Origin of the sequence: Neotamlana sedimentorum (assembly GCF_000943565.1) — a bacterium.
Classification (GTDB): Bacteria; Bacteroidota; Bacteroidia; order Flavobacteriales; family Flavobacteriaceae; genus Neotamlana; species Neotamlana sedimentorum.
Genome location: NZ_JTDW01000008.1, coordinates 94,753 through 120,922 on the forward strand (window position 1 = coordinate 94,753; position 26,170 = coordinate 120,922).

Below are 26,170 nucleotides of genomic sequence, written 5' to 3' on the forward strand. Positions count from 1 at the left end.
AGTAATTTGTAAGATGTTTTTAATTGACATTATTTGCTGCGTAAATGTTGTTGGTTTCTTTTGTTTTGTTGTAATTCTTCATCAAAATCTAGCATCAATTTTTTAAGTTTTTTAACCTTTTTAGGATATGTTGACGCTAAATTATGTTGTTCTGATATATCGTCTTTTAAATTATAAAGCGCTACATCATCTTCTATTATTCTTAATTTCCAATCGCCTTGTCTTACTGCTTCAAGGTTAAAATCTTTGTAATAAAAGAAGCCTTCTTTTTTATGAGGTGATTTTTTATTTTGTTTACCTGAAAGTATAGGCCAAATGTTTTTTCCGTCTATTTTTTTCTCTGGTAAATCTGCTCCTGTTAAATAGGCTACAGTTGGTAAAACATCGATAGTAGAAATAACTTTATCGCTTACTGAAGCTGGTTTAATTTTTCCATTCCATTGCGCTATCATTGGTACGCGAAAACCACCTTCAAAAGTTTCATTTTTATGCCCTCTTAACGGTAAAGCACTTCCTCCGTGTTCTCCTCTTGAAGTCCACGGTCCGTTATCTGATGTAAAAATAACTAAGGTATTTTCATCAAGCCCTTGTTCCTTTAATGTTTTTAAAATTTCTCCAACACTCCAATCTATTTCTTCTACAGCATCGCCATAGAGCCCTCTTTTACTTTTACCTTTAAAATTAGCCGATGCATAAAGCGGTACGTGCGGCATTGAATGTGCCAAGTATAAAAAGAAATGTTCGTTTTTATTGTCTTTAATAAACTGTATTGCTTGTTCGGTATAGCGTTGAGTAATGGTAGATTGATCTACGGGATATTCAATAACTTCATCTTTTTTAAGCAAAGGCACTCTACTACCACGCCATTTTGTTTCACGCAAACTATCTAGAGTCATGCCTTCTCTAAACACAATATTTTTAGAGATTTTAGATTTTGGATTAACCGACATATCGTTACTAAACGGAATGCCATAATACATATCGAAACCTTGTGATGTTGGTAAGTATTCTTGCTTATCTCCCAAATGCCATTTACCAATACAAGCTGTGGCATAATTTTGGGATTTTAACATGTTTGCAATAGTGGTTTCTGCATTGCTTAAACCTCCAGGAAGGTTTGGCCATAATACCTGAGGCACTCCAACACGATTTGGATAAGAACCCGTTAATAAAGCAGCTCTTGATGGCGAACATACCGATGATGCAGAATAAAAATCGGTGAATTTTATACCGTTTTTAGCCATGTTATCTAAATTTGGTGTGCTAATTAATGGCGAGCCAAATACACCTACATCTTGATAACCTTGATCGTCGGTAAAAACAATAATAATATTGGGTTTAGAATTTTTAGCCTGAGCGAATACTGCTTTAGGGCTAAAAAAAGCCGTTATAAAAAGTAATATGAACGTTAATTTCTGCATTACGATTTTTTGTTTAATAAACCATCAAAATTATAGGTTTTACCTGCTTCGGTTTCAAACTCAATAGATTTGTCTCCATATTTTAATACACAAGGCATGCCACTTTTTGATAAAACTGACACGTTTTTAAGTGTACCTGCTTCCCATGAAAATGCTAACTCAAATCCGCCACGTGCTAAAATTCCAGAAACATGTCCTTCTGGCAACGTGCTTGGTAATGCTGGTAATAATTCGATGTAGTTTAACTGACTTTGTAAAAGCATTTCTAAAATACCTGAAGCACCTCCAAAATTACCATCTATTTGAAATGGTGGATGCGCATCAAATAAATTAGGATAAGAACCACCGCCAACTTTTCCATTTGGTCTTTCGGCAGGACTTAATAATTTATGTAATAATTTATATGCGTGATCGCCATCTTTAAAACGCGACCAAAAATTAATTTTCCATGCTAAACTCCAACCTGTACCATTGTCTCCTCTATATTCTAAAGATTGTTTTGCAGCTTGCATTAAATCTGGAGTCTCATCAAAATTAATTTCGTTTCCTGGGTGAACTGCCCAAAGATGCGATACATGCCTGTGATGATTTTCAGGATTGTCTTTATCTTCCATCCATTCTTGTAATTGCCCATGTTTACCTATTTGGTTTGGCGCAATTTTATTAATCATGGGTTTAAGGGTTGATGTAAACTCTGCATCTTGATCTAGAATTTTTGAAGCTTCAATAGTGGTTTTAAATAAAGCTCGAATTAATTGATGATCCATAGTTGGGCCAGCAACTAAACCTCCTATTTCTGGTGAATTTGAAGGCGAACTAATCAAATATCCTGTATTTGGATCTTCATACAAAAACTGACTATAAAATAAAGCCGCATTACGAAGTAACGGATAACGTTTTTTTAAGAATTCTTTGTCTTGTGTAAATAAGTAATGCTCCCAAATATGCGATGATAACCAAGCGGCACCTCCTAACCAAATACCGTGATGCGATGCATTTACTGGAGCAGCACCTCGCCAAATATCAACATTATGATGTACAATCCAACCATCGGCGTTATAATGTGTTTTTGCAACTTTGGCTCCTGTTATAGATAAATCTTCAATTAAATCGAAAAGTGGCTCGTGGCATTCACTTAAATTATACATTTCTACAGGCCAATAATTCATTTCTAAATTAATATTGGTGGTATAACTACTAAACCAAGGCGGCGTTAATTTATCGTTCCAAATGCCTTGCAATGTTGCAGGTTTAGTTCCTGGTCTGCTACTTGCTATGGTTAAATAGCGTGCATATTCCACGTAAAGTGCTACCAATTGCGGATCGTTAGGTGTTTCGCTAAAATCGGCAATACGTTTATCGGTTGCGTTTTTAGATTTTCCGTTATCGCCAAAACTAATTTGAAAACGATTGTAAAGCGATTGATAATCGGAGATATGTCTTTCTTTTACAAACTCAAAACTTTGATCTTGCACATTCACTAAAGTTTCTGGAACTATTTTTTCTGGTGTTCCGGTTACATCGTTAAAATCGACATAATTTGTGGCTGCAGATAAGTATACCGTAGCGTTTGAAGCATCGGTAATTTGTAATTTACCATCGGTAGTAGTTACCGTTCCATCGGTTTTAATTTTCAAGGTTGAAACTCCCCACAATACACCGTCTTTTACTTTAACTACAAGGGTTTGTGTATTATTTGAAGTAACAACCGATTTATCTTCATGTATAGCATCTAACCATAAATCGAAATTTAAAACTTTCTCTTTACTTGCCGATACATTAATTGCTATTATTTGGTCTGGAAAACTAGATAGTACTTCGCGTTTATATTCTACATCCTCTACTGCATAAGAAACCGAACTTACGGCATTATTTAAATTAAGCTCGCGTTTATAGTTTTTATAGTCTTCGTGATTTTTAAAGTCGAAATAAATATCTCCAAAAGGCTGATAGTGGATTTGTTTTATAGGATCGCTCATAAAATGCTCTTGAGCTAATTTTTGAGCCTCTAACTGCTTTCCTGTAGCCAACAAGGTTCTTATTTCGTCTAAATATTCACCAGCGCCTTCGTGCGAATAATCGTGAGGTTTCCCGCGCCAAAGCGTTTCCTCATTAAACTGAATGTGTTCTTGTGAAACACCACCATAAATCATGGCGCCTAAACTACCATTACCAACAGGTAAAGCTTCTGTCCATTTTTCGGCAGGCTTGTCATACTGTAATTTAAACGTTTCTTTTTGTTGATCGCTTTTAGCGCTATTACAACTTGAAATTGTAATTGCTAAAGCAACAATACTTAACTTTTTTATGGTATGTATTATATGTTTCTTCATTTAATTCCTCCTGATTATCCTTTTATTTCAATGTAAAACGGATAGGCATATTTTAACTCGCCTTTTCTTTTTAAATAGGTTTTAGGCATTATGGTAACTTTGCCTTTTGGTAATTCTATATTATTAAAACTGAAACTTGTTTGTCCGTTAGCTTCAATTTTTACTGTTTTTGTTTGCGAACCTAAATCTAGTTCTAACTCGCCGGTTGTAGCTATTGGCGCATCAAAATGAACTATAAAATCGAACGTTTTTGCTTCATCTACAATAACATCCCAATAAATAAATTCTTTTTTAAAACCTTCTTTCTTTAAGAAAAGAGCATCATTCTGATTTAGCATTACTGGATTTTCGTGAACCGTTCCAATTATTGGCATTGGTGAGTTTACAATATGTTCTGAAGTTTCCATGGTATTTAACCAAGTATCCATTTCGGCTTTTAATTCTTCAACTAAAGCAGGATGTTCTGCTGAAATATCGTTTTGTTCGTAAGGATCTTCATTTAAATTAAATAATTCAAACTTATCGTTACCATCTTCATCTTTACCAACACCAACTAATTTCATTTCCCCTTTTCTTGTAGATACATTTCTGTAATGCACTGGTGCTGTTCTTGCCCAATAACGGTTAATGATGCGTTCTGGTAAGCTATCTTCTTTTTTGGTTAATAATGGTAATAAACTTTCACCTTCAATTTTTAAACCTTCTGGTAATGAAGCTCCTGTAAGTTCGGCTAATGTTGGTAAAATATCGTAATGAGCGGCTGGCGTTTTTATATCTCTGGCTTCTTTAAACGCTTTTGGATAATACCAGAAACTTGGTACGCGTACGCCGCCTTGAAAAACAGAACCTTTTTTACCGCGCATTCCTGCAATGTATCTAGGATGTTGCGGACCATTATCTGTCATGAAAATAACTAGTGTATTTTCATCTATACCTAAATCTTCTAACTTTTTAAATAATAATCTTAAGTTATCATCAATATTAGTTACCATTCCGTAGACTTTTCTAGAGTTTTCTCTACTATGGTCGGTAACATTTGGATATGGTTTTCCTTGGTTAATTAAACCCGCATCGATATCTACATCTTTGTACATATCGTAATATTTTTGCGGTAATTGCAATGGCCCGTGAGGCGCATTATAAGATAAATATAGGAAGAATGGATTGTCTTTGTTGTCTTCAACATAATCCATTGCAGCTTCGGTTAAAACATCGGTACAATATCCTTGAGTTTGCACTTGTTTACCGTTTTTCCATAAAATAGGATTGAAGTAACTACTATCTCTTTTTAAAGTATTTGGCCAATCGCCGTATTGCCCAATTCCGCCAGATAAATGATTTAGTGTATACTCGAAACCTTGGTCTTGTGGACGCATTGGGTAATTATCGCCTAAATGCCATTTACCAATCATTCCGGTTTTATAACCTGCTTCTTTTAAAATTTCGGCAATGGTAACTTCACTTGGCGCCATCATTGCACCACCTCTGTAGGTATCGTGCACTCCTGTTGTCATGGAGTACTTTCCTGTCATGATCGCCGAACGTGTTGGCGCGCACACTGGGTTTACTGAAAAATCGTCGAAACGTACACTTTTACTTGCTAAACTATCTAAAATCGGTGTTTTAATATGCGGATTTCCATAATATCCAATATCGCCAAAACCTTGATCGTCTGTTACAATTAATACAACATTTGGTTTTACTACTTTATCTACAGTTTTTGTTTCGGTACAACTATTAAAACATAAAATAGCTATACTTAAAGCGATATAAATTGAATATTTCATTAATGGTTATTATTTAGTTGTTGCATAAACATCGTCGCCCCAAGCTTCTAGTTTTTTAGTTAAACTTTTAACTAGTTCTGGATGTTGTTGAGCGAGGTTATTATTTTCTCCTATATCTTCTTTTAAATTATATAATAAAGGTTCTGCGGTTTTGTTTCGAATAATAAGTTTCCAATCGCCTTGACGAATGGCTTTTCTTCCGGCATAGCCCCAAAACAAATCTCTTTCAGCTAAAGGCTCGCCTTTAATTAAATTATTTTTTAAACTTACACCATCTAGATTTTCTGGTTGTTCCGCACCTACTAAATCCATGATCGTAGGAAATAAATCCATGGTTAAAACCGTTTCGTTATTTACTTGGTTTGGCTGAATTGTTCCCGGATACCAAGCCATTGCAGATACACGATGACCACCTTCCCATAAGGTAGACTTATAGCCTCTTAAACCACCATTGCTACCTACTTTTTTTGATGCACCGTTATCTGAACAAAAGAATATAATCGTGTTTTTATCAATATTCAGTTCTTTTAAGGTTTTCATTACTTCACCAACACCTTCATCCATAACTTCAACCATTTCTTTATAAATGTTGTTGAGTTCTTCATCAGACATTTTATCTTTTTGCTTTGCGCCATTTTTCCAACCTACGTAACGTTCTGCAGCAGATTTACGCCCTTGAAATGGCCCGTGAGGCGCTTCGTGCGGAATATAAAGTAAAAAAGGTTCGTCTTTATGTCGCTTAATAAAATCTACAGAATGTTCGGTAATTAAATCTGTAGAATAACCTTTTTCATTTTTAATAGTATCGCCAACCCACCAATCTTCGTAGCCTTCTTGATCGATGTGTGAGTGATAATCAACATTACCAGAAACATAACCAATATACTCATCGAACCCTTGGTTAATCGGGTTAAATTCCTTTTTGTAACCTACGTGCCACTTACCAAACATTCCGGTTACATAACCTGCTTTTTGAATAGCATCTGCAAACGTTTTTTCGCTAACAGCTAAACCTTTATCACGATGATGTTTGGCTGTAACCACACCATCAATACCAACGCGTTGTTGATATTTACCTGTTAAAATAGCAGCTCTGGTAGGACTACAAACGGGACCGTTGGCATGAAAATCTGTAAACTTAATACCTTCTGAAGCCATTTTATCGAGATTAGGCGTATTTATTAATGTACTACCGTAACACGATAAATCGCCGTAACCCATATCGTCTGCCATAATGATGATAATGTTAGGCTTAGTTTCTTTTTGTGCTTTACAACTTAGTGTTATTATACTTAAAAAGATTAGGCTAAAAAGTGTATTAAGTTTACTATGCATTTTGTTACTTACTTTTGTTGAATATTAATTCCAGTGTTTTTCAATAATCTCAAGAATTTCTGGATTATCTGCATCTGTATCACCAATAGCCTCGCGTTGTTTTAAAATTTCAGCTTTCATATCGGCAATAATATCTTTGTATTTTGGGTCGTTGTATGCGTTGTGTAATTCGTGCGGGTCTTCTTGTAAATCGTAAAAATCCCAGAATTGATTTTGAGCAGCTCCTTTGAATCCGTTGCCGTAAAAGAACGCTAATTTGTAACGTTGCCCACGAATACCGAAATGTCCAGGACGATCTTTGGAATGATCCCAATAACGATAGTAGCCGTAATCTCTCCAATCGTTAGGTGTGTTTCCTTTTAAGTTTTCACGGAAACTGCGCCCTTGCATATCGTTTGGATAATCGATTCCTGCATAATCTGCGAATAATGCTGAAAAATCTACATTTTCGATTAAATCTTTATTTCTTGCACCTGCTCTTACTTCTTTTGGATATCGGATAACGAACGGCATGTGAATAGATTCTTCGAAAATTAAACGCTTATCGAACCAACCGTGTTCACCCAAGAAATAACCTTGATCTGCTGTGTAAATTACTACGGTATTTTCTGCAAGTCCATTGGCTTCTAAATAATCTAAAAGTTTACCAATATTATCATCTACCGCGGCACCAGAACGCATAAAATCTTTCACCATTTTTTGGTAGGTTTTGTAACGTGCTTCTTCGTTGGTTAATCCATCAACCGAAAATGGTAACCCCGGATAATTCATAAAGTCTTTACGCAATTCTGGATTTGCTGTAGCATCTAAATAACGTTGCTTTAAATTATCCATAGATTGTCCTAAAAACGAACGTCCTGTTACAGATGCACTACTATCGTAAAATGATTCTGGAACTGGAATTTCTTCATCTTTATAAAGGTCCGCAAAACGCTCTGGGTAATCGTAAGGCTCGTGTGTAGCTTTAAAATGACACATAGCCATAAATGGTTTATCATTATCTCGGTTTTCAATCCAATCGATAGTCATATCAGCAATAACATCTGTACTATAACCTTTATATTGTTTACCACCTTCGTAATAATCTTTCCAATTATCGGCAGTTTTAATTACTGGATCGTGATATTCTCCTTGACCAGGAAGCACTGCATAATGATCGAAACCTGCTGGCTCTTGTTTTAAATGCCATTTACCAATAATTGATGTTTGGTACCCCCCTTTTTGCATTTCTTTAGCAATGTTATTGTATTGTGGCGATAAACCAGCATCTAAAATTTTAACACCGTTAACATGACTGTATTGTCCTGTTAAAATTGTAGCTCTACTTGGTGTACAAATAGAGTTTGACACCAAACAATTTTCTAAAACAGTTCCTTCTTTAGCTAAACGTTTAATGTTTGGTGTGTGTACCAAATCTTTTAAAATGCTTTCGTAAATACCCCAAGCTTGACCCGTATGGTCGTCTGCCATTATAAACAAAATGTTAGGGCGTTCTGGAGTAGCTTCAGTTTTAGCTGTTTCTTCTTTTTTTTGATCTTTACAACTTGTAAAAGAAGCAAAAACTAATAAACATATTGCACCTATTTTAAGTACATTTTTCATTTTATATATTGTTTAATTGGTAACGTTAAGTGTTACCGTTTCAAAATTATTTGATGCTGGACCAATACCTATTTCAAATTCGCCTGGTTCAACTATGTATTTATGTAGTTCGGTATCAAAGAATTGTAAATCTTCTGGTGTAATATTAAAAGTTACTGTTGCAGATTTCCCTGGTTTTAAAGTAATACGCTTTATACCTCGTAAACTTTTTAATGGTCGTTTAACCGAACTCTTTAAATCTTTAATATACAATTGTACAACTTCTTCCCCTTGCAAATCTCCTACATTTTTCACCTTAATAGATACTTTTGTTGCCTCTGTAGTTTTAATTTGATTTTTATCTAATTTCAACTTTTCGTAATCGAATTTTGTATAACTTAAACCGAAACCAAAAGGATATAAAGCTTCGCCTTCGTAATACCTATAAGTTCTGCCTTTCATACTGTAATTTACAAATGGTGAAAGTTCTTTATGCGATGTATAAAAGGTTACAGGTAATCTTCCTGAAGGGTTATAATCTCCAAATAGCACGTCGGCAATAGCAGTTCCACCAAGTTCACCAGGATACCAAGCTTCTACAATAGCTGGTAAATTATCGTTTTCCCAGTTTATGGCTAGTGCACTACCGTTTAATAATACTAATACAACAGGCGTTCCTGTTTCATGAAGCGCTTTTAATAATTTAGTTTGAACTGCAGGTAAATCAATATTAACTTTATCTCCACCATCAAAACCTTTAGAATTTACAGGCATATGTTCTCCTTCTACACTTGCAGAAATACCGCCGACAAAAACCACTACTTCAGATTTTTTAGCTATTTCGATAGCTTTATCAAATGAAGTCTTGTCTTTCGAAGCCCACATAAATTTCAACTTAGCAGGATAACCGTGATGTATGTATTGAATTTTAACATCGTATGATTTTCCTTTTTCTAAATACATCGATCCTTTGATAACTTTACGCTTTGGGCGATTAGAATTATCTGCTATTACTTTTCCATCGATAGCTAAAGTGAAGACTCTATGATGACTCTGTAACCCTAAATCATATTCTCCTGACACATCTACTTTTATTGTCCCAGTGTATTCTACACCAAAATTTGCTTCATTTAAACCTTCAACAGGATTTAAATTCCAATTAGAATTTACAACATCTTCTATTCTAGTTGCTACAGGTGTTCCTGTAAACTCATGATTATTGTAATATTTAGCTTGCAGACCTTTTTGGTTATTAAAACTTAAAAATTCAGTAGGAATTAAAGACATTTTTGAATCTTCGGTAATCATTTCTGTACCTGCTTCAAAATATATTTTTGTGTCTTTAGAGACTTTAGATTTAATTCCATCTAAAGGTGTAAAATATCTTGATGGAAATCCATTATAATTTCCTAATAATACTTCTAGCTCGTTTGCATTAGGACCTACAATGGCTATAGATTTTACATCTTTTTTAATTGGTAAAGTTTTGTTTTCATTCTTTAATAAAACAATAGATTTTTGAGCGGTTTCTAAAGCTAAAGCTCTGTGCTTATCTGAACTCACAACATCCATAGGAATGCTTGCATAAGGCACCATTTCTGTAGGATCGAACATTCCTAATTTAAAACGTGCTTTAAAAATTCGTTTTAATGATACATCTACATCGGCTTCTGTAATTAATCCTGCTTTTACAGCGCTTACTAAATATTCATAACGCGAACCACAATTTAAATCTGTTCCTGCAAGAAGAGATACTGCAGCAGCTTCTTCTTTAGAATCTACGTAATTATGGTAATCGTGAATATCTCTAATGGCATTACAATCTGAAACAACGAAACCTTTAAAACCCCAATCTTGACGTAAAATTTCATCTAATAATTGGTGACTTGCACAACATGGTTTACCCATATATCTATTATAAGCACCCATAATAGAATATGCCTGCCCTTCCTTAACCGTTGCCTCGAAGGCCGGTAAATAGGTGTCGTATAAATCACGTTCGGTAGTTATGGCATCAAAGAAATGACGTTCTGGTTCTGGACCACTATGTACTGCAAAATGCTTTGGAGTTGCTACTAACTTTAAGTATTTCTCATCGTCGCCTTGTAAACCTTTTACAAAACTAATTCCCATACGAGATGTTAAATAAGGATCCTCGCCATAAGTTTCTTGACCACGCCCCCAACGCGGATCACGGAATATATTTACGTTTGGCGTCCAATAGGTTAAACCTTCGTAACGTTTGTATGATTTATTACGTTGGGCTTCATGGTGTTTAGCTCTTGCTTCATCTGAAATTACTGTAGCAGATTCTAAAATTAAAGCTTCATCAAAAGTAGCTCCTAAACCAATGGCCTGAGGAAAAACCGTTGCTTTACCTGCTCGAGCAACTCCATGTAAAGCTTCATTCCAATATTCGTGTGCAAGAATGTTTAATCTTGGAATTGCAGGCGCATCATTCATCATTTGCCCTACTTTTTCTTCAAGAGTCATTCTTGATACTAAATCGTCTACACGTTCATCAAAAGATAAAGATGTATTTAAATATGGTAGTATTTCTTGAGCCTTAGAAGAACTAACTACAACTAAAGTTAGTACTATTAAAGTATTAGATCGTAAAATTTTCATTTTTTATATTCTTCTTCTCTATTTCTTAAATTTCGCTTTTAATACTACTGGGTAACTATCTCCATTTACAGCTGGCATCGTTATAGTTAAACCAACGTTTGATTGTTTAAATACTACTTTTCTACCATCGTATAATTGTGTTAATCCTTTAAGAGTTCCTGGACTAACTTCGCTTGATTTTCCAAAAGAAGGAATTACAAATTCACCGCCTTTAGGATTCATTACTATAATGTAAAAATCGTCTCCTTTTGTTGTAAATCTCACTTCATCGTTAGCAAAAGCAGGCGTTGCAGTAGTACGTTGATTAAAATGCTCTCCATGCTTTTGGTTAGCGGTAGCATTTCTTAATTCTCCTTCAACAGTTTTAACCTCTTCCCCTCTTACACTTTTACCGTCTCCAAAAACTTTCCAAGGACGTGTGCCGTAAATAGCTTCACCATTAATTTTTAACCAATCGCCAACAATAACGACACTCTTTTTAATTTCGTGCGGAATTGTTCCATCAGGATTTAATTCCATGCTTAATAGTAAGTTTCCGTTTTTACTAACTGCTTCAATTAGCATTTCAAGAATGGTGCGCGCATTATGTGTTAAATGACGATCTTTTTTGTAGAACCAATCTGTAAATGTAATTTCGGACTGCCAAGGGTATTCTCTTAAAGTATTACTACCACCAGATTCTACTTCATTTACAGTACCTTTTGCTTTACGCTTTAAAAGCATTACAGCATCAATTTTACCATTTTTGCTTAAACTATTGTTGTAAAGTTTACGTGTTACTTCTTTACCATATTCACCGTAAGTAAAGTTAAATCCGTCGTTGTATAATAAATCTGGTTTGTATTTATCAACTAATTCTATATGACGTTTTAGCCAGTTTTTTTTGATGTCTTCAATAATTTCAGGTGTACGATCTTCTGGAGCTGGACCGTATAAATCTTTTGGGTCTAAACCTTCCCACCATTTTCCTTTTCCATCTGCTTTAGTTAAACGTGCATCGTAAGGTACACCAGCGTACTTTCCTTCTTTATCTGAACCAAAAGCGGGTTTCCACCAATTTAAAAAACGATCGTCGTGACTGGTAACCCCAAATTTTAATCCAGCTTTACGTGTAGCTGTTTCAAACTCACCAATAATATCTTTTTTAGGACCAACATTTACAGAGTTCCATGGATGGTAAGACGAATCAAACAAATCGAAATGATCGTGATGGTTTGCTAATGCCACAATATATTTTGCGCCATTTTCTTTTGAAAAATTGATTAAGGCTTCGGCATCAAAATTTTCTGCCTTCCAACTATTTATAACGTCTTTAAAGCCAAATTCTGAAGGGTGTCCGTAAGTCATTAAATGATACGGATACGCCATTTTACCAAATTTTTGGCGACCTACATCTTGCATGTACATATGTCGTGCATACCAACCACCACCTTGCTCTGGTGCTGCTTGAGGTCCCCAATGAAACCAAATGCCAAACTTAGCGTCTCTAAACCATTCTGGGCATGCGTACTGTTCGGCTAATTCATCCCAGGTTAATGTTTTTTCTTGTGCAGTTAGTGGAATAGCTGTTAATAAAACAAGAAGATTACAAAGGATTAAATTGCTAAGTTTTGACATTAATTTCATCTCGTTCAAAGGAATATATTATTGTTTTTTTGTTTTAAAATTATATGCTTCAGGGTTATCGAAAAGACCAAATTCACGTTTTGTTAAATCTGCAGGGTCACCTACTTCTTTTATTAACTTTTCAAGCTCTTGTTGTAAATCTTCTTTTACATCTTTATAGTTTTCATCATCAATAAGATTTACTAACTCCCAAGGATCATTTTTAAGGTTGAATAATTGATAAGTGTAAACTTCTTTTTTAGCACTAACAATTAATTTAAAATCACCTTTTCGAACTGCTCTGTGCCCGCCGCCATTATTAATATTTGGGCGTGTTTTTTCACCTGGCCAAGAGTTATAGGCGTAAAACATACTTTCTCTAACGGATTCTTTTTCACCTGTAATTACTGGGGTTAAATCTTCAGTTTGAATAGATTCTGGAATATCTAAGCCTGTTAAACCACAAAGCGTTGGGAATATATCGTGTAAATAAGCTAAAGCATTATTTTTTTGATTTTTTGGAATGTTTGGTCCACAAAACACCATTGGTACACTTACACTATGCTCGTAAACGTTTTGTTTACCTAAAAGCCCGTGTTGACCAAGCGCTAAACCATTATCTCCAGCCAAAACAATAATTGTATTTTCTGCTTTTCCTGAAGTTTCAAGCGCTTTTAAAATTCTACCTATTTGAGTATCAGTAGCTGTAATCATAGCATAATAATCTGAAATTTCTTTTTGAATTGCTTCTGGCGTTCTTGGAAAAGGAGCTAATACCTCGTCTCGAATTTTTTCGTCTGCTAATTCAAAAGGATGCTTAGGCATAAAGTTTTCTGGTAGCGCAATATCTGCTGCAGGGTACATGTCGTGATATTCTTGTGGTGCTGTTCTTGGATCGTGTGGAGCCGTAAACGCTACATACATTAAAAATGGTTTATCTTGTTTGTATGCATCAATAAAACCGACGGCTGCATCAGCAAATACTTCACTACTAAATTTTTCATCATTTTTATAAGGCTCAGACCAACCTGTTTCCGGAGAATAATCTTTTACTTTGGTACCAAAATGTCTTGTCATTCCTCCTAAGAATGCCGATTTTACATTTGTAAATCCGCGTTCTACCCACTGCTCACCATTATGTTGTTTCCCTGTTGCAAAAGTGGTGTAGCCATTGGCTTTAAAGTATTCCGGAAATGTTAATTTATTACTTATACCTTTATCTTCTTTATCAAAAGCAAACTGCGCATACACATTGGGTTCAATATTAAAATAGTGACGCCCTGTCATTAACATCGCTCTACTTGGCGAACAAACAGCGGCAGTAGTTGCACCTAAAATATAAGAATTAGTGAACGCCGTACCATTTTTAACGAGCTTATCCATATTTGGCGTTTGCACATTGTATTTATGCAATTCGTTGATGGTTCCGTTACGTTGATCATCAGTAAAAAGAAATAAAATATTTGGCATTTCTTTTTCTTCAGAAACTGCTTTTTCTTCTGCTTTTTCCTTACATGAATTAACACTTACAAAAAGTATTAAAACAAAAATTCTGATTAGGTTTTTAGTGTTGCTCATTTTATTGTGAACCTTATTTTAAAATTAATTCTTTCTTAATCTTCCCAAATTTCTGGCTTTGGAGCCTGCAGTTTTTGGCCTATAACTACATTTTCTTTTCGCGTTGACGGCGTCACTTTTAAACGTTTAATTTCTCCGTTAACTATTTCACCTTCAACTATAGTATTTTGTTTTGCATATAACTTAAACTCAGCACTCCAATTTGAAGGAAATGCTGGTAAGAGTATAATTTTATCGTTTACATTTTGTAAAATCATGCGTTGTAAAGCTGTAGCCGCTACGGATGAGTGTTGTACATCTGGAGTGCCATCGTGTGTAGACATAAAAAATCCTGGGTAACGTTGTTCTGGAACCGGACGGTGTAAGGCCCAAACCACTTCTTTCTGTACAGAATCGGTTAAACCAACCATGGCTGCCATAATGGCTTCTGGATGCCAACCACCACGAAGATATCCTGGTGCCCATTTTGGGTTTTTACCGCCAACATCATCAACTAAAGTTGTACGGTTTTTGTAAGTATCTTGTGCCATTTTTAAATCAGGCAAACCAACACCGTACAAATGGTATGGGAATACTGAATATAATTCGGCAACTTCTACATTGGCTTTATTAGATTTTATAACTTCGGCATTCGCTAAAATTTTTATACCATTTCTGTCTCTAGTAGGAATTTCTGGCACTCTAGCTAATAGTGCTTTCCAATAGGTTCTATCTGCTTCTGTTGTTAAGTGAGAAGGCAATTTTAATAACCTACCTAAAACCGAACGTAATCCTGCTATAAAAGGCATTGGGTTATCTGCTTTTCTAAACGATTCTAAAACATGAACATCTGGGAAATATAATTTGCCATCTTTATGTGGCCAGTGCTTATCGAAAAACGTTACAATTTCTGATGCAAACGGAATAAATTTTTCTTTAGCAAAAGTTTCATCTAAAGTATAATCATAACGTTCTGATAAATACCAAGCTACTTCTAATCCTGCATTCCAATGGGTTCTGTGCCATTTAGATTGTTGCTGTCCTGGTTCTAAACCTTCACGATTTACACCGTAAACACCTGGAGCAACAACACCCCAAAGTGTAGTAGACTCGCGAATTACAGTACCTTCGTGACCAAAAACCGTATTGCTATGTTCTTTCATGGCATTAAAACCACGCATGTATAAATCGATAAATGTGTTGGCGTATTTAAACTGTCCAGCAGCATTCATGGAATAAAACGGTAAGCGCACATTTTGATGCAACATTAAATTACCCCAAGAACGATGGTCTTTATCTTTAAAGTGCTTTATACCGGTATGATTGCGTTGTAAAACTTCGTTTAAATCTGGGGCAAACATAGAGCCATTCCAGATTATTGGAAACTCGCCTTCGCCTGCCATAGCATTTAAATACATGGTATACGCATACCCTGCACTAGTTTGTTTGGCTTCTTTAAAACCAGTTAAATGAATATAACTACTCGCCCAAAAGTTTTGCCACCAAGTAACATGATTTTTCCAATTGGATTTAGTGTTTATTTTTTCTGAAGCTTCAGCATTCAAATTTGACAACCATTTTTCGGCCGATGCTGTACGCTCGTTAAGTGTATAAATTTTTAAATGATTGCACTTTCGTGATTTTGATACCAATGTAGTATCTGAAGTATTAATCATTTTATCGCCCACAATTTTAGCTCCAAAAGTTCTATTTTCTAAAACGTTATCTAAATTTTTAGGTTTTGGAATTTCAAGTGCTTTAATAGTCCAATCGAAGACTTTTGTTGTGCTATTTCTATGATACCATGAAATGGCATTTTTATTACCGCTTACAATAACATCTGGAGATTCGGTAACACCTTCCGGAATACCTTTTAAATTGGTTTCGTTTATAACCTTTGCTTCTTTTCGCCAGTTGTGCAGTGTTACATTGAGTTTAAATTTTGATTGTGAATTATTCTCTACATGAATAATATTGTTATGCTTATCGATCCAGATTTTGGATTTAAACCCGTTATCTCCTTCTAAATAAATAGCACTTTCACTTAAAACAAGCTCTTGTTTAAATGTATTTTCAAACGGATTTGGAGAAACCTCTACTTCAACATCTCCTAATTTTAAAAGTCTGTGCGCTTCAGACCAAGCATCAATATGTCTTACAGAAATCCAAAGGTGTCCGTTTTCTAAAACAGATACTAAAGCTCCTGTTGTGCCATTACCAAGTGGCATAGCATCAGAAGCTATTTTACTTTTTTCTGTCCATGAAACATTATACGCATCAACGGCTATATTTTGGCTGTAAAGCTTAACACTAATTAAACAAAAGCAAATGTATATGATTGATAATTTAAGTTTCATTGGTAAATTTTTATTCTTTTTTTAGTGCTTCTTTTTAATGTTTTTCTTGTTTAAATATCTATTTAAATTTTCTTCATTTAAAGCATCACTGTCGCCGTATTTTTGTCTCATTCGCTCCAATTGTTCGTGCATATCTTTTTGTACCGATGCATATTCTGGATTATCGTAAAGGTTATGCATTTCCTGTGGGTCTTTTTCTAAATCGTATAATTCCCATATATTAACATCGTAGTAGAAATGAATTAATTTATAGCGATCGGTTCTTACTCCATAATGGCGTTTTACTTTATGCTCGGCAGGAAATTCGTAGAATGTGTAATATAAAGCGTCGCGTAACTCGGTAACTTCCCCGTTAACTAAACCTCTTAACGATTCACCTTGAATAGATTCATCAATAGCAATACCAGCATAATCTAAAAATGTAGGTGCAAAATCAATGTTTTGAACTAATTCATCAATTACAGTTCCTGGTTTAATTTCTTTTGGATATTTCATTAAAATAGGTGTTCTAAACGACTCTTCGTACATAAAGCGCTTATCGAACCAACCGTGTTCTCCTAAGTAAAATCCTTGATCTGAAGTATAAACTACAATGGTATTTTCTTCTAATCCGTTTTCTTTTAAATAATCTAAAACCTGACCTACACCATCGTCTACAGATTGAATAACTCTTAAATAATCGTGCATGTATCGATTAAATTTCCAAACGGCAAGCTCTTTTCCTTCTAAGTTTTGAGATTTAAAATCTGCTATAATTGGGTCGTAATAGGCATCCCACGCCGCTTTTTGTTCATCGGTCATTCTATCGTACTTCTTTTGGAACATGCCACGGTATTTCGTTTTAATATCTCCGTTTTTATCTAACATTTTTAAATCGTAAACCAAATCCATGTCTTTAAAAATGCTCATTTCTTGTGAAGCTGCTGCAGGTCTATCTTCGTAATCATCAAAGAAATTAGCAGGCGGCACGAAGTTTACAGAATCTAAAAGTGTAAAATATTTTTCCTCTGGCATCCACGTTCTGTGTGGTGCCTTTTGGTGGTACATTAAAAGAAAAGGTTTATCTTTTTCGCGTTTATTTTGTAACCAATCTAAAGCAATATCGGTTGTAACATGAGTAATGTAACCTGGATATGTTTTTTTAACACCATTCTCGATAAAATCTGGAGAATAATACTGTCCTTGCCCCGGAAGTACATTTGAGTAATCGAACCCTTGAGGCAAACCATCTAAATGGATTTTACCAACTAAAGCTGTTTGGTAGCCATTTTTTTGTAACGATTTTGCAAAGTTATCTTGATCCCAGTTAAACGGTTGTAAATTATCAACTTTACCATTTTTAAAACTATGTTTACCTGTAAGAATGGCTGCTCTACTTGGCGCACATATAGAATTATTTACAAAACCTTTATTAAAAATAGCACCTTCGTTTGCAATTCTGTCAATATTAGGTGTGTTGTTTAAACCATGACCATAAGCACTAATAGCTTGATACGCATGGTCGTCGCTCATTATAAAAACAATGTTTGGTTGTTTTGCGACTTCTGTTTCAACTGTTTTACTGGCTTTGTCGTTTTTACAGCCAACAAAAGCAAGTAGACAAAAACCGAGTAAATATGCTGGTATATTATGTTTTAAAGTAAATTTTGACATATCAAATTTTATAAAATAGTTGTTCTTATTTTTTTCCAAACATTTTTAAGCAAAAATGCTGCAATTATAGCCACAATGGTTAACACAATTGCATAGCTGTAATCGCCATAAATCCAATAGCCTGTTGCGAACATACACGAGTAAATAAGCACACAACCTATTAACATTGCCGAAATTCCAGAAGGCACGCTCCAAGTTTCGTTCGTGTCCACAATTTCTACGCCATCTTTATTGGCTTCTTCAATAACTTTTGTCCATCCTGGTCCGCCAGGTTGTATTTTTTTGTAAAAACCTTGTAAAACAGCTTTACTTTCTGGTTGCGTTAAGTAAGTCGCAGCTAACCAAATAGCAGTTGTAACAATAACTACAAATGGGTATTCTAGATAACTTTCAAACACACTATCTTCTGCTTTAAATAAAATATCGCCAACAGGTGTTAATTTTAAAAGAATAGAAATAATACCAGATGCAAACATGGCCGTAATTTCGCTCCACGCATTTATTCGCCACCAGAACCAACGTAGAATAAAAATTAATCCGGTACCTGCACCAAACACTAATAACAATTCGAATAATTGCAGCGCATTTTGTAGTAATAATGCCAGTAAAGCACTAACAACCATTAACACTACTGTTGATAAACGCCCCACTGCAACTAATTTTTTTTCTGAAGCATTAGGATTAATTTGTTGTTTATAAAAATCGTAAACCACATATGATGATCCCCAATTTAATTGTGTAGAAATGGTACTCATATAAGCCGCAATTAATGAAGCTAAAACCAAACCTAATAAACCACTAGGTAATTTAGTTAACATGGCAGAATATGCTAAATCGTGACCTAACTTGTCGTCTGCAATATTTGGGAACGCCGCTTGAATGCTCTCTAAATCTGGAAATACAACCAAAGACGCCAAGGCTACTAAAATCCATGGCCAAGGACGTAAGGCATAATGCATGATATTAAAAAAGAAGGTTGCACCAATGGCATGGTTTTCGTCTTTTGCAGCTAACATACGTTGCGCAATGTAACCACCACCACCTGGTTCGGCTCCAGGATACCAAGAACTCCACCATTGTACAGCTAACGGAATTATAAAAAGTGTAATTAAAGCATCTTTATTTGTAAAATCTGGAAGAATAGACAACTTATCAACCACATTTTCGTTCGTCATAACAGCTTCTATACCTCCAACTTCTGGTAAATTAACCAAATAATAAGCAGCTCCAATAGCGCCACCCATAGCAACGAAGAACAAAATAAAATCGGTGTAAACCACACCTTTAAAACCACCTAAGGCACTAAAAGCAACTGTAATTAAACCTGCGCTTACAACAGTTTGCCAAGGTTCTAACCCCAACATAATACCTCCAATTTTAATTGCAGCAAGCGTAACCGCAGACATGGTAATTACATTGAATATTACACCTAAGTAAATGGCTCTAAACTTTCTTAAAAAAGTAGCAGGCTTCCCGCCGTATCGAAATTCATAAAATTCAATATCTGTATTCACATTCGATTTTCGCCATAATTTAGCATAAACAAAAACCGTTAATAATCCTGTAATTAAAAAGGCCCACCAAACCCAGTTTCCAGAAACGCCATTGGTTCTAACAATATCGGTTACTAAATTAGGTGTATCGGTTGAAAATGTTGTAGCAACCATGGAAACTCCAAGTAACCACCAAGGCATTGTTTTACCCGACAAGAAAAATTCCGAAGAACTTTTACCAGATTTTTTTGAAAGATAAACACCTATAGATAAGGTGATTGTAAAAAATAAAATAATGAGCGTGTAATCTAATGCGCTTAAAGAAACCATATAAAAACAGATTGAAATTAGTAATATTTAAGATACTAATTAGTAGTTAAATAAAAGAGAGAAATTTTATATTCTCTCTTTTTTAAACTAAAATAAAAACTATATAAATTAAACTAAAAATTAATTTTCAAACGAAATATAAAGAACTATAACATTTCACTTAGCATTTGTTCGACCAACAACAATTCTGAAAAGGTGTTGGATAAAAAATGTTAATATTTGTAAAAAACAGAGTTAATTTTAAGCTTATAACTATATATATTTTATCAATTAAATTAATATCCTCTATAAAATTAACACATCTATTGGTAATACGAACATTATCTCGAACTATCGATTAAATATTTCATAAATCGCACAATAATAGCGGAAGCTAATCAACTGTAAAACAGCAAAAACAAGATGAATATTTTGTTATTACAGCTGTACAGAACTACCAAAAGGGCTTTTGCTGCAAGAAAAGTTTAAAAAAGAAAAGTTTTATTTCAGGTTAATTGTTAGATGTCCGCCTTCAACCAAATTGGAGTGATTTACAAAGTATCCTGAATGAGACTTTCCATTTAACTGAATAGTATTGATTTTACCACTAGAATCTCCAGTTTTTTCTATTACAAGTTGTTTTCCTTTGTAGTAAGCATCATCTAATTCAATGGTAATTTTATCGAACATTGGTGCTGTAATCGTATAAAATGGTTCGCCAGGTGAAATTGGATAAATTCCCATCATGCTATAAATTACCCAAGCAGACATGGTTCCGGTATCATCATTCCCAGGTAAACCATCCGGAGTATTCTTAAAATATTGATTTACCAATTGCTTAACTAATTTTTGACTACGCCATTCTTCATCTTTAACATAATTAAATAAAAACGGGTAACCTATATCTGGCTCGTTAGCCATATCGAATTGATTAGAATCGAATACTTTTTCTAATTGATTTACAAATTGCTTTTTACCACCCATAAGCTTTATCAACCCTTTGGTATCGTGAGAAACCATAAATGAGTATTGCCACGAATTCCCCTCGATAAAACCAATATTTTCGGCAAAATTTGCACCTGCCAACGGATCGAAAGGCTCGTACCAAGAACCATCTGGGTTTTTAGGGTGTAATAATTTTAAATTTTTATCATATAAATTTCTATATGAAAAAGCTTGCTTATAAAAGCGTTTGTAATCGTCTTTTTTCCCTAATGCTTTTGCTAAAAGCGAAATGGAATAATCTGTAATATTGTACTCTTGTGTTGTAGATACCGAACCTCGATTTTGTGTTGTTAAAAATCCGTTAGACCAATATTCTTTTACTCCTGGACGTAATGGATTATCTTCTAACTGTGTCGCACTTTTGCGCATGGCTTCATAGGCCTTTTCAACACCGAAATCTGTAATTCCTTTTAAATACGTATCGGTTAAAATAATTCCCGCAGGATCACCAACCATAGTTGTGGTTTCGGTAGCATTTAATTCCCACTTTGGCAACCAGCCGCTTTCATCGTAAATATTAAGCATGCTTTTTACCATGTTAGATTGCTGCTTCGGGTACACTAAAGACATCAACTGATGTAAATTTCTGTAGGTATCCCAAAACGAAAACACAGTAAATCGAGTTCCTTCGGTTTTTAAAGTTTCCCGTGTGGCCATACTTGGATATTCCCCATTATAATCGTTTAAAGTATTTGGGTGAATAAGTGTATGATAGAGCGCCGTGTAAAACACCGTTTTATCATCTTCGCTACCACCTTCAACTTTAATTTTCGATAATAAGTTATTCCATTGTGAAGACGTATTTTTATAAACCGTTTCGAAGGTTTGGTTTTCGGTTTCCTTTTCAAGGTTTTCCCTTGCATTTTCAATACTCACATATGAAACGCCTACTTTAACCTCAACCTGAGTAGGTTCAGAAAAATTATATTTAAAATAACTACCAATGCTATCGCCAACAACCTCTTTTTTGTAGCCCTTCATTATTCTGGTTTTACCATTGTAGGTCATCCATTCAGCTTCAACACCTTTATAGATTCTTGGTTTTCGCCAAACACCAAACTCATCGGCAGGCTTACTAAATTTCGCCACGAAATAAACTGGGTAATTTTCTTCGGGTTTGTAATAGCAAAACGAACCTACCGTTCGCATACCTTCAATTTCTGTTGGTGATACAACTTTTATTGAAGCACCTTGCTCGTTAGTTAAACCTAAACCCAAATTAAGTAAAATATTAGCTTCGCCTTTTGGGAAACTATATCTTGAAATACCAACTCTTGTAGATGCTGTGGTTTCAACCTTAATATTGTACTTATTTAAAACCGTACTATAATAACCCGCTTTTGCAACTTCATTTTTATAAATACTTCCATATTTTAAATGATTTGTTTCAAGCGCTCCAGTTGTTGGCATGAGTAGAATAACGCCTAAATCTGGACAACCAACTCCACTTAAATTTACATGCGAAAACCCTGTTAAAAAGGTGTTTTCGTGTACATAAGGATTAGACAACCAACGGCTGTCTTTTTCTAATTTATTTTGTTTTCCAGAAACATTAAAAGGAGATACACTGGCCATACCACGAGGCGCAATGGCTCCCGGATTTGTAGCTCCAAAATTTGATGTTCCAATAAATGGGTTCACATACGTAGTGCACTCTTGTGACACTACGCGCGAACCACAAAACATAAAATAAACTAAAAATAAAACTGTTAAAAACTTAAATCTCATTAAAAACTAATAATTAATCTATTAAAATTTCATCCATAAATATCCAAGCTTCTTTAACTTCTATATCGCTTTTATCGATTTTAGCCTCAACCTTTATATATCTGGCTTTTTGTGCTTTAAAATCAATACTAAAATCTTTTAATTCAGGTTCATCATCTACCTTAAACGGTTTTTTAATTTTACCAACTTCTGTGAAGTTTTCGTTATCATGAGATAGTAAAACCTTTATTTCTGTTGGGTAATAAACACTATTTTTTTGGTTTACCATGCTCCCAATAATCACTTTGCTTATATTTTTTTCTTCACCTAAATCTACAACAACTTTAGCGTCTTTATTTAACCAAGCTTGCCATCTGCCATCGCGAAAATCTTTACTACCACGTAACGTATTTACTAAATTAAAGGCATGAGAACCTTGATACCTTTCATGATAATTAGTCAAATAATCTACCTTACTCGCAACACCTTCATGAAACGTAATTGTTTCTTTAAACACATGATTTATTGGTTTATCTGCTTCAAATAAACTCGCTTTAATTGCTGTTGTTCTATTTACAACAATAGGTTTTGTAAACGGAATGGCTTCAGAATTTAAATCCGCATCGTTTAAAACATATCTTATATCTGAGTCTGGGAATTCATTCTGTAATGTTATTGCTACCGATTTACTCTGAATATCTGTTTTTACTTTAGAATTAATAATATAGGCGCTTTTTGCATAATTTACATCTAAATATTCAAATCTGTTCATGATGCTTTTTAAACGTACTGAAAAATCATTCCAATTTCTTGATTCTTTTGGACTCCAAAGCGTTTCAGATAAAGCTGTTAATCTTGGAAAAATCATGTATTGCGAATGTTCTTCGGTAGGAATATGTTCTGCCCAAACGTTGGCTTGTCCGCCTAAAATATGTTTTTCTTCTTCTTGAAAAAGTTCTCCAACAATAGGCTCGAATTGATATACTTTGCTAACTGTAGTAACTGGTCCTGCCGCTTTTGGCTCTAAATCTGGTGTACCTTGATAATAATCGAAATAGCAATAACCAACCGGAGACATAATAGCATCATTACCATGTTTTGCTGCTTCAATACCGCCTTTTACACCACGCCAACTCATTACTGTAGCTTCTGGTGCTAAACCACCTTCTAGAATTTCATCCCAACCAATTAGTTTTTTTCCTTTAGAATTGATGAATTTTTCAATTCGTTTTATAAAGTAGCTCTGTAATTCTTCAACATTTTCAAGCTTTTCTGCTTTAATTCTTTTTTTACAATGTGGGCAAACTTCCCAATTGGTTTTAGTCGCTTCATCTCCACCAATATGAATGTATTTAGAAGGGAATATATCCATTACTTCCAACAGTACATTTTCTAAAAACTCAAAAGTAGATTCTTTTCCCGCACAGTAAATATCTGTAATTGGCCATAAGGCTCCAGAAGGCACTGCAATTTGTTCACCATGACAAGATAACTCTGGATACGCGGCAATAGCGCTCGACACATGCGCAGGCATTTCTATTTCTGGAACAACCTCAACACCTTTTGTAGCGGCATAGGCTACAATTTCTTTTAAGTCTTCTTGAGTTAAAAAACCGCCGTAAGTTCCTTTGTCATCAGGATTATTATCTTCTCTAGCATTCCATAGTAAATGTTCTTGATCTACTCTCCACGCACCAATTTCGGTTAATTTTGGATATTTTTTAATCTCTATACGCCAGCCCTGGTCATCAACTAAATGCAAATGCAAAATATTCATTTTGTGCAATGCCAGCATATCAATAGTTTCTTTAATATAATCTTTACCAAAGAAATGACGCGATACGTCTAGCATTAATCCGCGCCACTTAAATCGCGGACTGTCCGTTATTTGAACATTTGGAATTTCCCAATCGATGTTTTTAATAAGCGTATCACTTTCTATTTCAACAGGTAGCAACTGCCTTAAACTTTGAATAGCGTATAAAAACCCTGAAGCACTTGATGCTTTTAAAACAACATGGCTTGTACTAGCATTAATTGTATATGCTTCTTGTTCTAAACTGTTATCTAATGCTAATGAAATGTAATTTGAAGTAGGCGTTTTTGCTGTAATTTTTAAATTCCAATTGGCAGCATTATTAAATTTATCGATGAGTAGTTTAACAGCCTGTTTTTGCTCTTCATTCGACACAACAAACACCGTGTTTTCATTAAACTGAAATACACCTTCTGTAATATTTAAATGTGCAACTTTGGGAATAATATTTACATCGGCTTCCGTATAAACCTTAGCTGATTTTTCTTGGCATGAGTTTAAAAGGATACCTACAGTAAACAGAACAAAAAAAGATATGTGTGATGCTTTTTTCACTAAAATAAATTTATTTTTTCTTTATTTTAAATCCTGCATCTTCCATACGATTACCGTTTTCTTTATCGTAAACGGCATAATTAAAACCAGGTCTTATACTATAACCGGCATGTTCGCCTTTTTTATTAACCGCAATAAAACCAACTTGTAAATAGGCCATATCTTTATGGTTTTTATGCTTATTGTAAATGCGTTCTACAATTTCTTTACAAGCTTCGTAAGGCGATTTTCCTTGGCGCATTAACTCTACAACCATGGCACTTCCGGCGGTTCGTATTACAGCTTCACCTAAACCGGTTGCTGCAGCTGCACCAACTTCATTATCTAAAAATAAGCCGGCTCCAATAATTGGCGAATCGCCTACTCTACCATGTAATTTCCAAGCCGCTCCACTGGTAGTACAACCACCAGAAAGATTGCCTTCTTCATCTAAAACCAACATACTTATTGTATCGTGATTTTCAATATTTATTACCGGTTGATATTTCGATTTTTCTAACCATTTTTCCCAAGATTCTTTAGATTTATCGGTTAGTAAATTTTCTTCTTTAAACCCTTTTTCTAAAGCAAATTGTAGGGCACCTTTACCGGTAAGCATAACGTGTGGCGTTTCGTCTAAAACTTTTTTTGCCACTGCTATTGGGTGTTTTATGCCTTGTAAAAAAGACACCGAACCGCAATCGCTATTCTTATCCATAATACAAGCATCAAGCGTTACTTTACCTTCACGATCTGGTAATCCACCGTAGCCCACACTACGTACATCTGGATCGGCTTCTGGAACACCTACACCGGCAACAATAGCATCTAAAGGTGCCGCACCGTTGTTTAACTGTTTCCAGGCTTCTTCGTTTGCAGCTAAACCATGTCTCCATGTAGAAATTACCAAAGGTTTTTTTACTGGTTTTGCTTTTGAAGTGTTTTTATTCGCTTCCGCGGAAGCTGAAAAACTACTTAACAAAGCACTTAAACCAACAGTTCCTAAGGCCGTATTTTTAATAAATTTTCTTCTACTAGACATGATAAAT

At 34.8% G+C, this 26,170-nt stretch carries 14 protein-coding genes; all 14 read right to left on the reverse strand.

Annotated features, from left to right (window positions below; all coding sequences use genetic code 11):
• Positions 1-29 precede the first annotated feature (29 nt).
• A complete protein-coding gene (locus PW52_RS12125; protein WP_082050907.1) occupies positions 30-1,421 on the reverse strand; it encodes a sulfatase family protein in 1,392 nt (463 codons plus the stop codon).
• Positions 1,421-3,754: a glycoside hydrolase family 95 protein gene (locus PW52_RS12130; protein WP_044633218.1), complete on the reverse strand. Its 2,334-nt coding sequence runs from the start codon at positions 3,752-3,754 to the stop codon at positions 1,421-1,423. Before PW52_RS12130 ends, PW52_RS12125 begins: the two co-directional genes overlap by 1 nt.
• A 14-nt stretch (positions 3,755-3,768) precedes the next feature.
• Entirely contained in the window at positions 3,769-5,541 is a 1,773-nt protein-coding gene (locus PW52_RS12135; RefSeq protein ID WP_052823485.1) for an arylsulfatase, read from the reverse strand.
• A 9-nt stretch (positions 5,542-5,550) separates the two neighbouring features.
• Positions 5,551-6,876 carry a sulfatase gene (locus PW52_RS12140; protein WP_052823486.1) on the reverse strand — a complete coding sequence of 442 codons (1,326 nt, stop codon included), beginning with the start codon at positions 6,874-6,876 and terminating at the stop codon, positions 5,551-5,553.
• A 24-nt stretch (positions 6,877-6,900) separates the two neighbouring features.
• Positions 6,901-8,478, reverse strand: a complete 1,578-nt coding sequence (locus tag PW52_RS12145; RefSeq protein WP_044633219.1) for a sulfatase family protein — start codon at positions 8,476-8,478, stop codon at positions 6,901-6,903.
• A 12-nt stretch (positions 8,479-8,490) separates the two neighbouring features.
• A complete protein-coding gene (locus PW52_RS12150; protein WP_044633220.1) occupies positions 8,491-11,085 on the reverse strand; it encodes a glycoside hydrolase family 3 C-terminal domain-containing protein in 2,595 nt (864 codons plus the stop codon).
• An 18-nt stretch (positions 11,086-11,103) separates the two neighbouring features.
• Positions 11,104-12,702 carry an alpha-L-fucosidase gene (locus PW52_RS12155; RefSeq protein ID WP_165586774.1) on the reverse strand — a complete coding sequence of 533 codons (1,599 nt, stop codon included), beginning with the start codon at positions 12,700-12,702 and terminating at the stop codon, positions 11,104-11,106.
• A 27-nt stretch (positions 12,703-12,729) separates the two neighbouring features.
• Positions 12,730-14,268, reverse strand: coding sequence for a sulfatase-like hydrolase/transferase (locus tag PW52_RS12160; RefSeq protein WP_052823487.1), 1,539 nt, complete (start codon positions 14,266-14,268; stop codon positions 12,730-12,732).
• Between the two features lie 35 nt (positions 14,269-14,303).
• The gene (locus tag PW52_RS12165; protein ID WP_044633222.1) at positions 14,304-16,604 is read right to left on the reverse strand and encodes a DUF5703 domain-containing protein; all 2,301 of its coding nucleotides are present in this window, start codon (positions 16,602-16,604) and stop codon (positions 14,304-14,306) included.
• 21 nt (positions 16,605-16,625) lie between these two features.
• Positions 16,626-18,257 (reverse strand): sulfatase family protein, encoded by a 1,632-nt coding sequence (locus PW52_RS12170; RefSeq protein WP_044633268.1) that lies wholly within the window; start codon positions 18,255-18,257, stop codon positions 16,626-16,628.
• 8 nt (positions 18,258-18,265) lie between these two features.
• The gene (locus PW52_RS12175) at positions 18,266-20,080 is read right to left on the reverse strand and encodes a sodium:solute symporter family protein (RefSeq protein WP_044633223.1); all 1,815 of its coding nucleotides are present in this window, start codon (positions 20,078-20,080) and stop codon (positions 18,266-18,268) included.
• A gap of 480 nt (positions 20,081-20,560) precedes the next feature.
• The gene (locus PW52_RS12180; protein ID WP_052823488.1) at positions 20,561-22,792 is read right to left on the reverse strand and encodes a GH92 family glycosyl hydrolase; all 2,232 of its coding nucleotides are present in this window, start codon (positions 22,790-22,792) and stop codon (positions 20,561-20,563) included.
• Positions 22,793-22,805: 13 nt separating this feature from the next.
• Positions 22,806-25,142 carry a glycoside hydrolase family 20 protein gene (locus tag PW52_RS12185; RefSeq protein ID WP_082050908.1) on the reverse strand — a complete coding sequence of 779 codons (2,337 nt, stop codon included), beginning with the start codon at positions 25,140-25,142 and terminating at the stop codon, positions 22,806-22,808.
• 10 nt (positions 25,143-25,152) lie between these two features.
• Positions 25,153-26,163, reverse strand: a complete 1,011-nt coding sequence (locus tag PW52_RS12190; protein ID WP_044633224.1) for an isoaspartyl peptidase/L-asparaginase family protein — start codon at positions 26,161-26,163, stop codon at positions 25,153-25,155.
• Between the last annotated feature and the right edge of the window lie 7 nt (positions 26,164-26,170).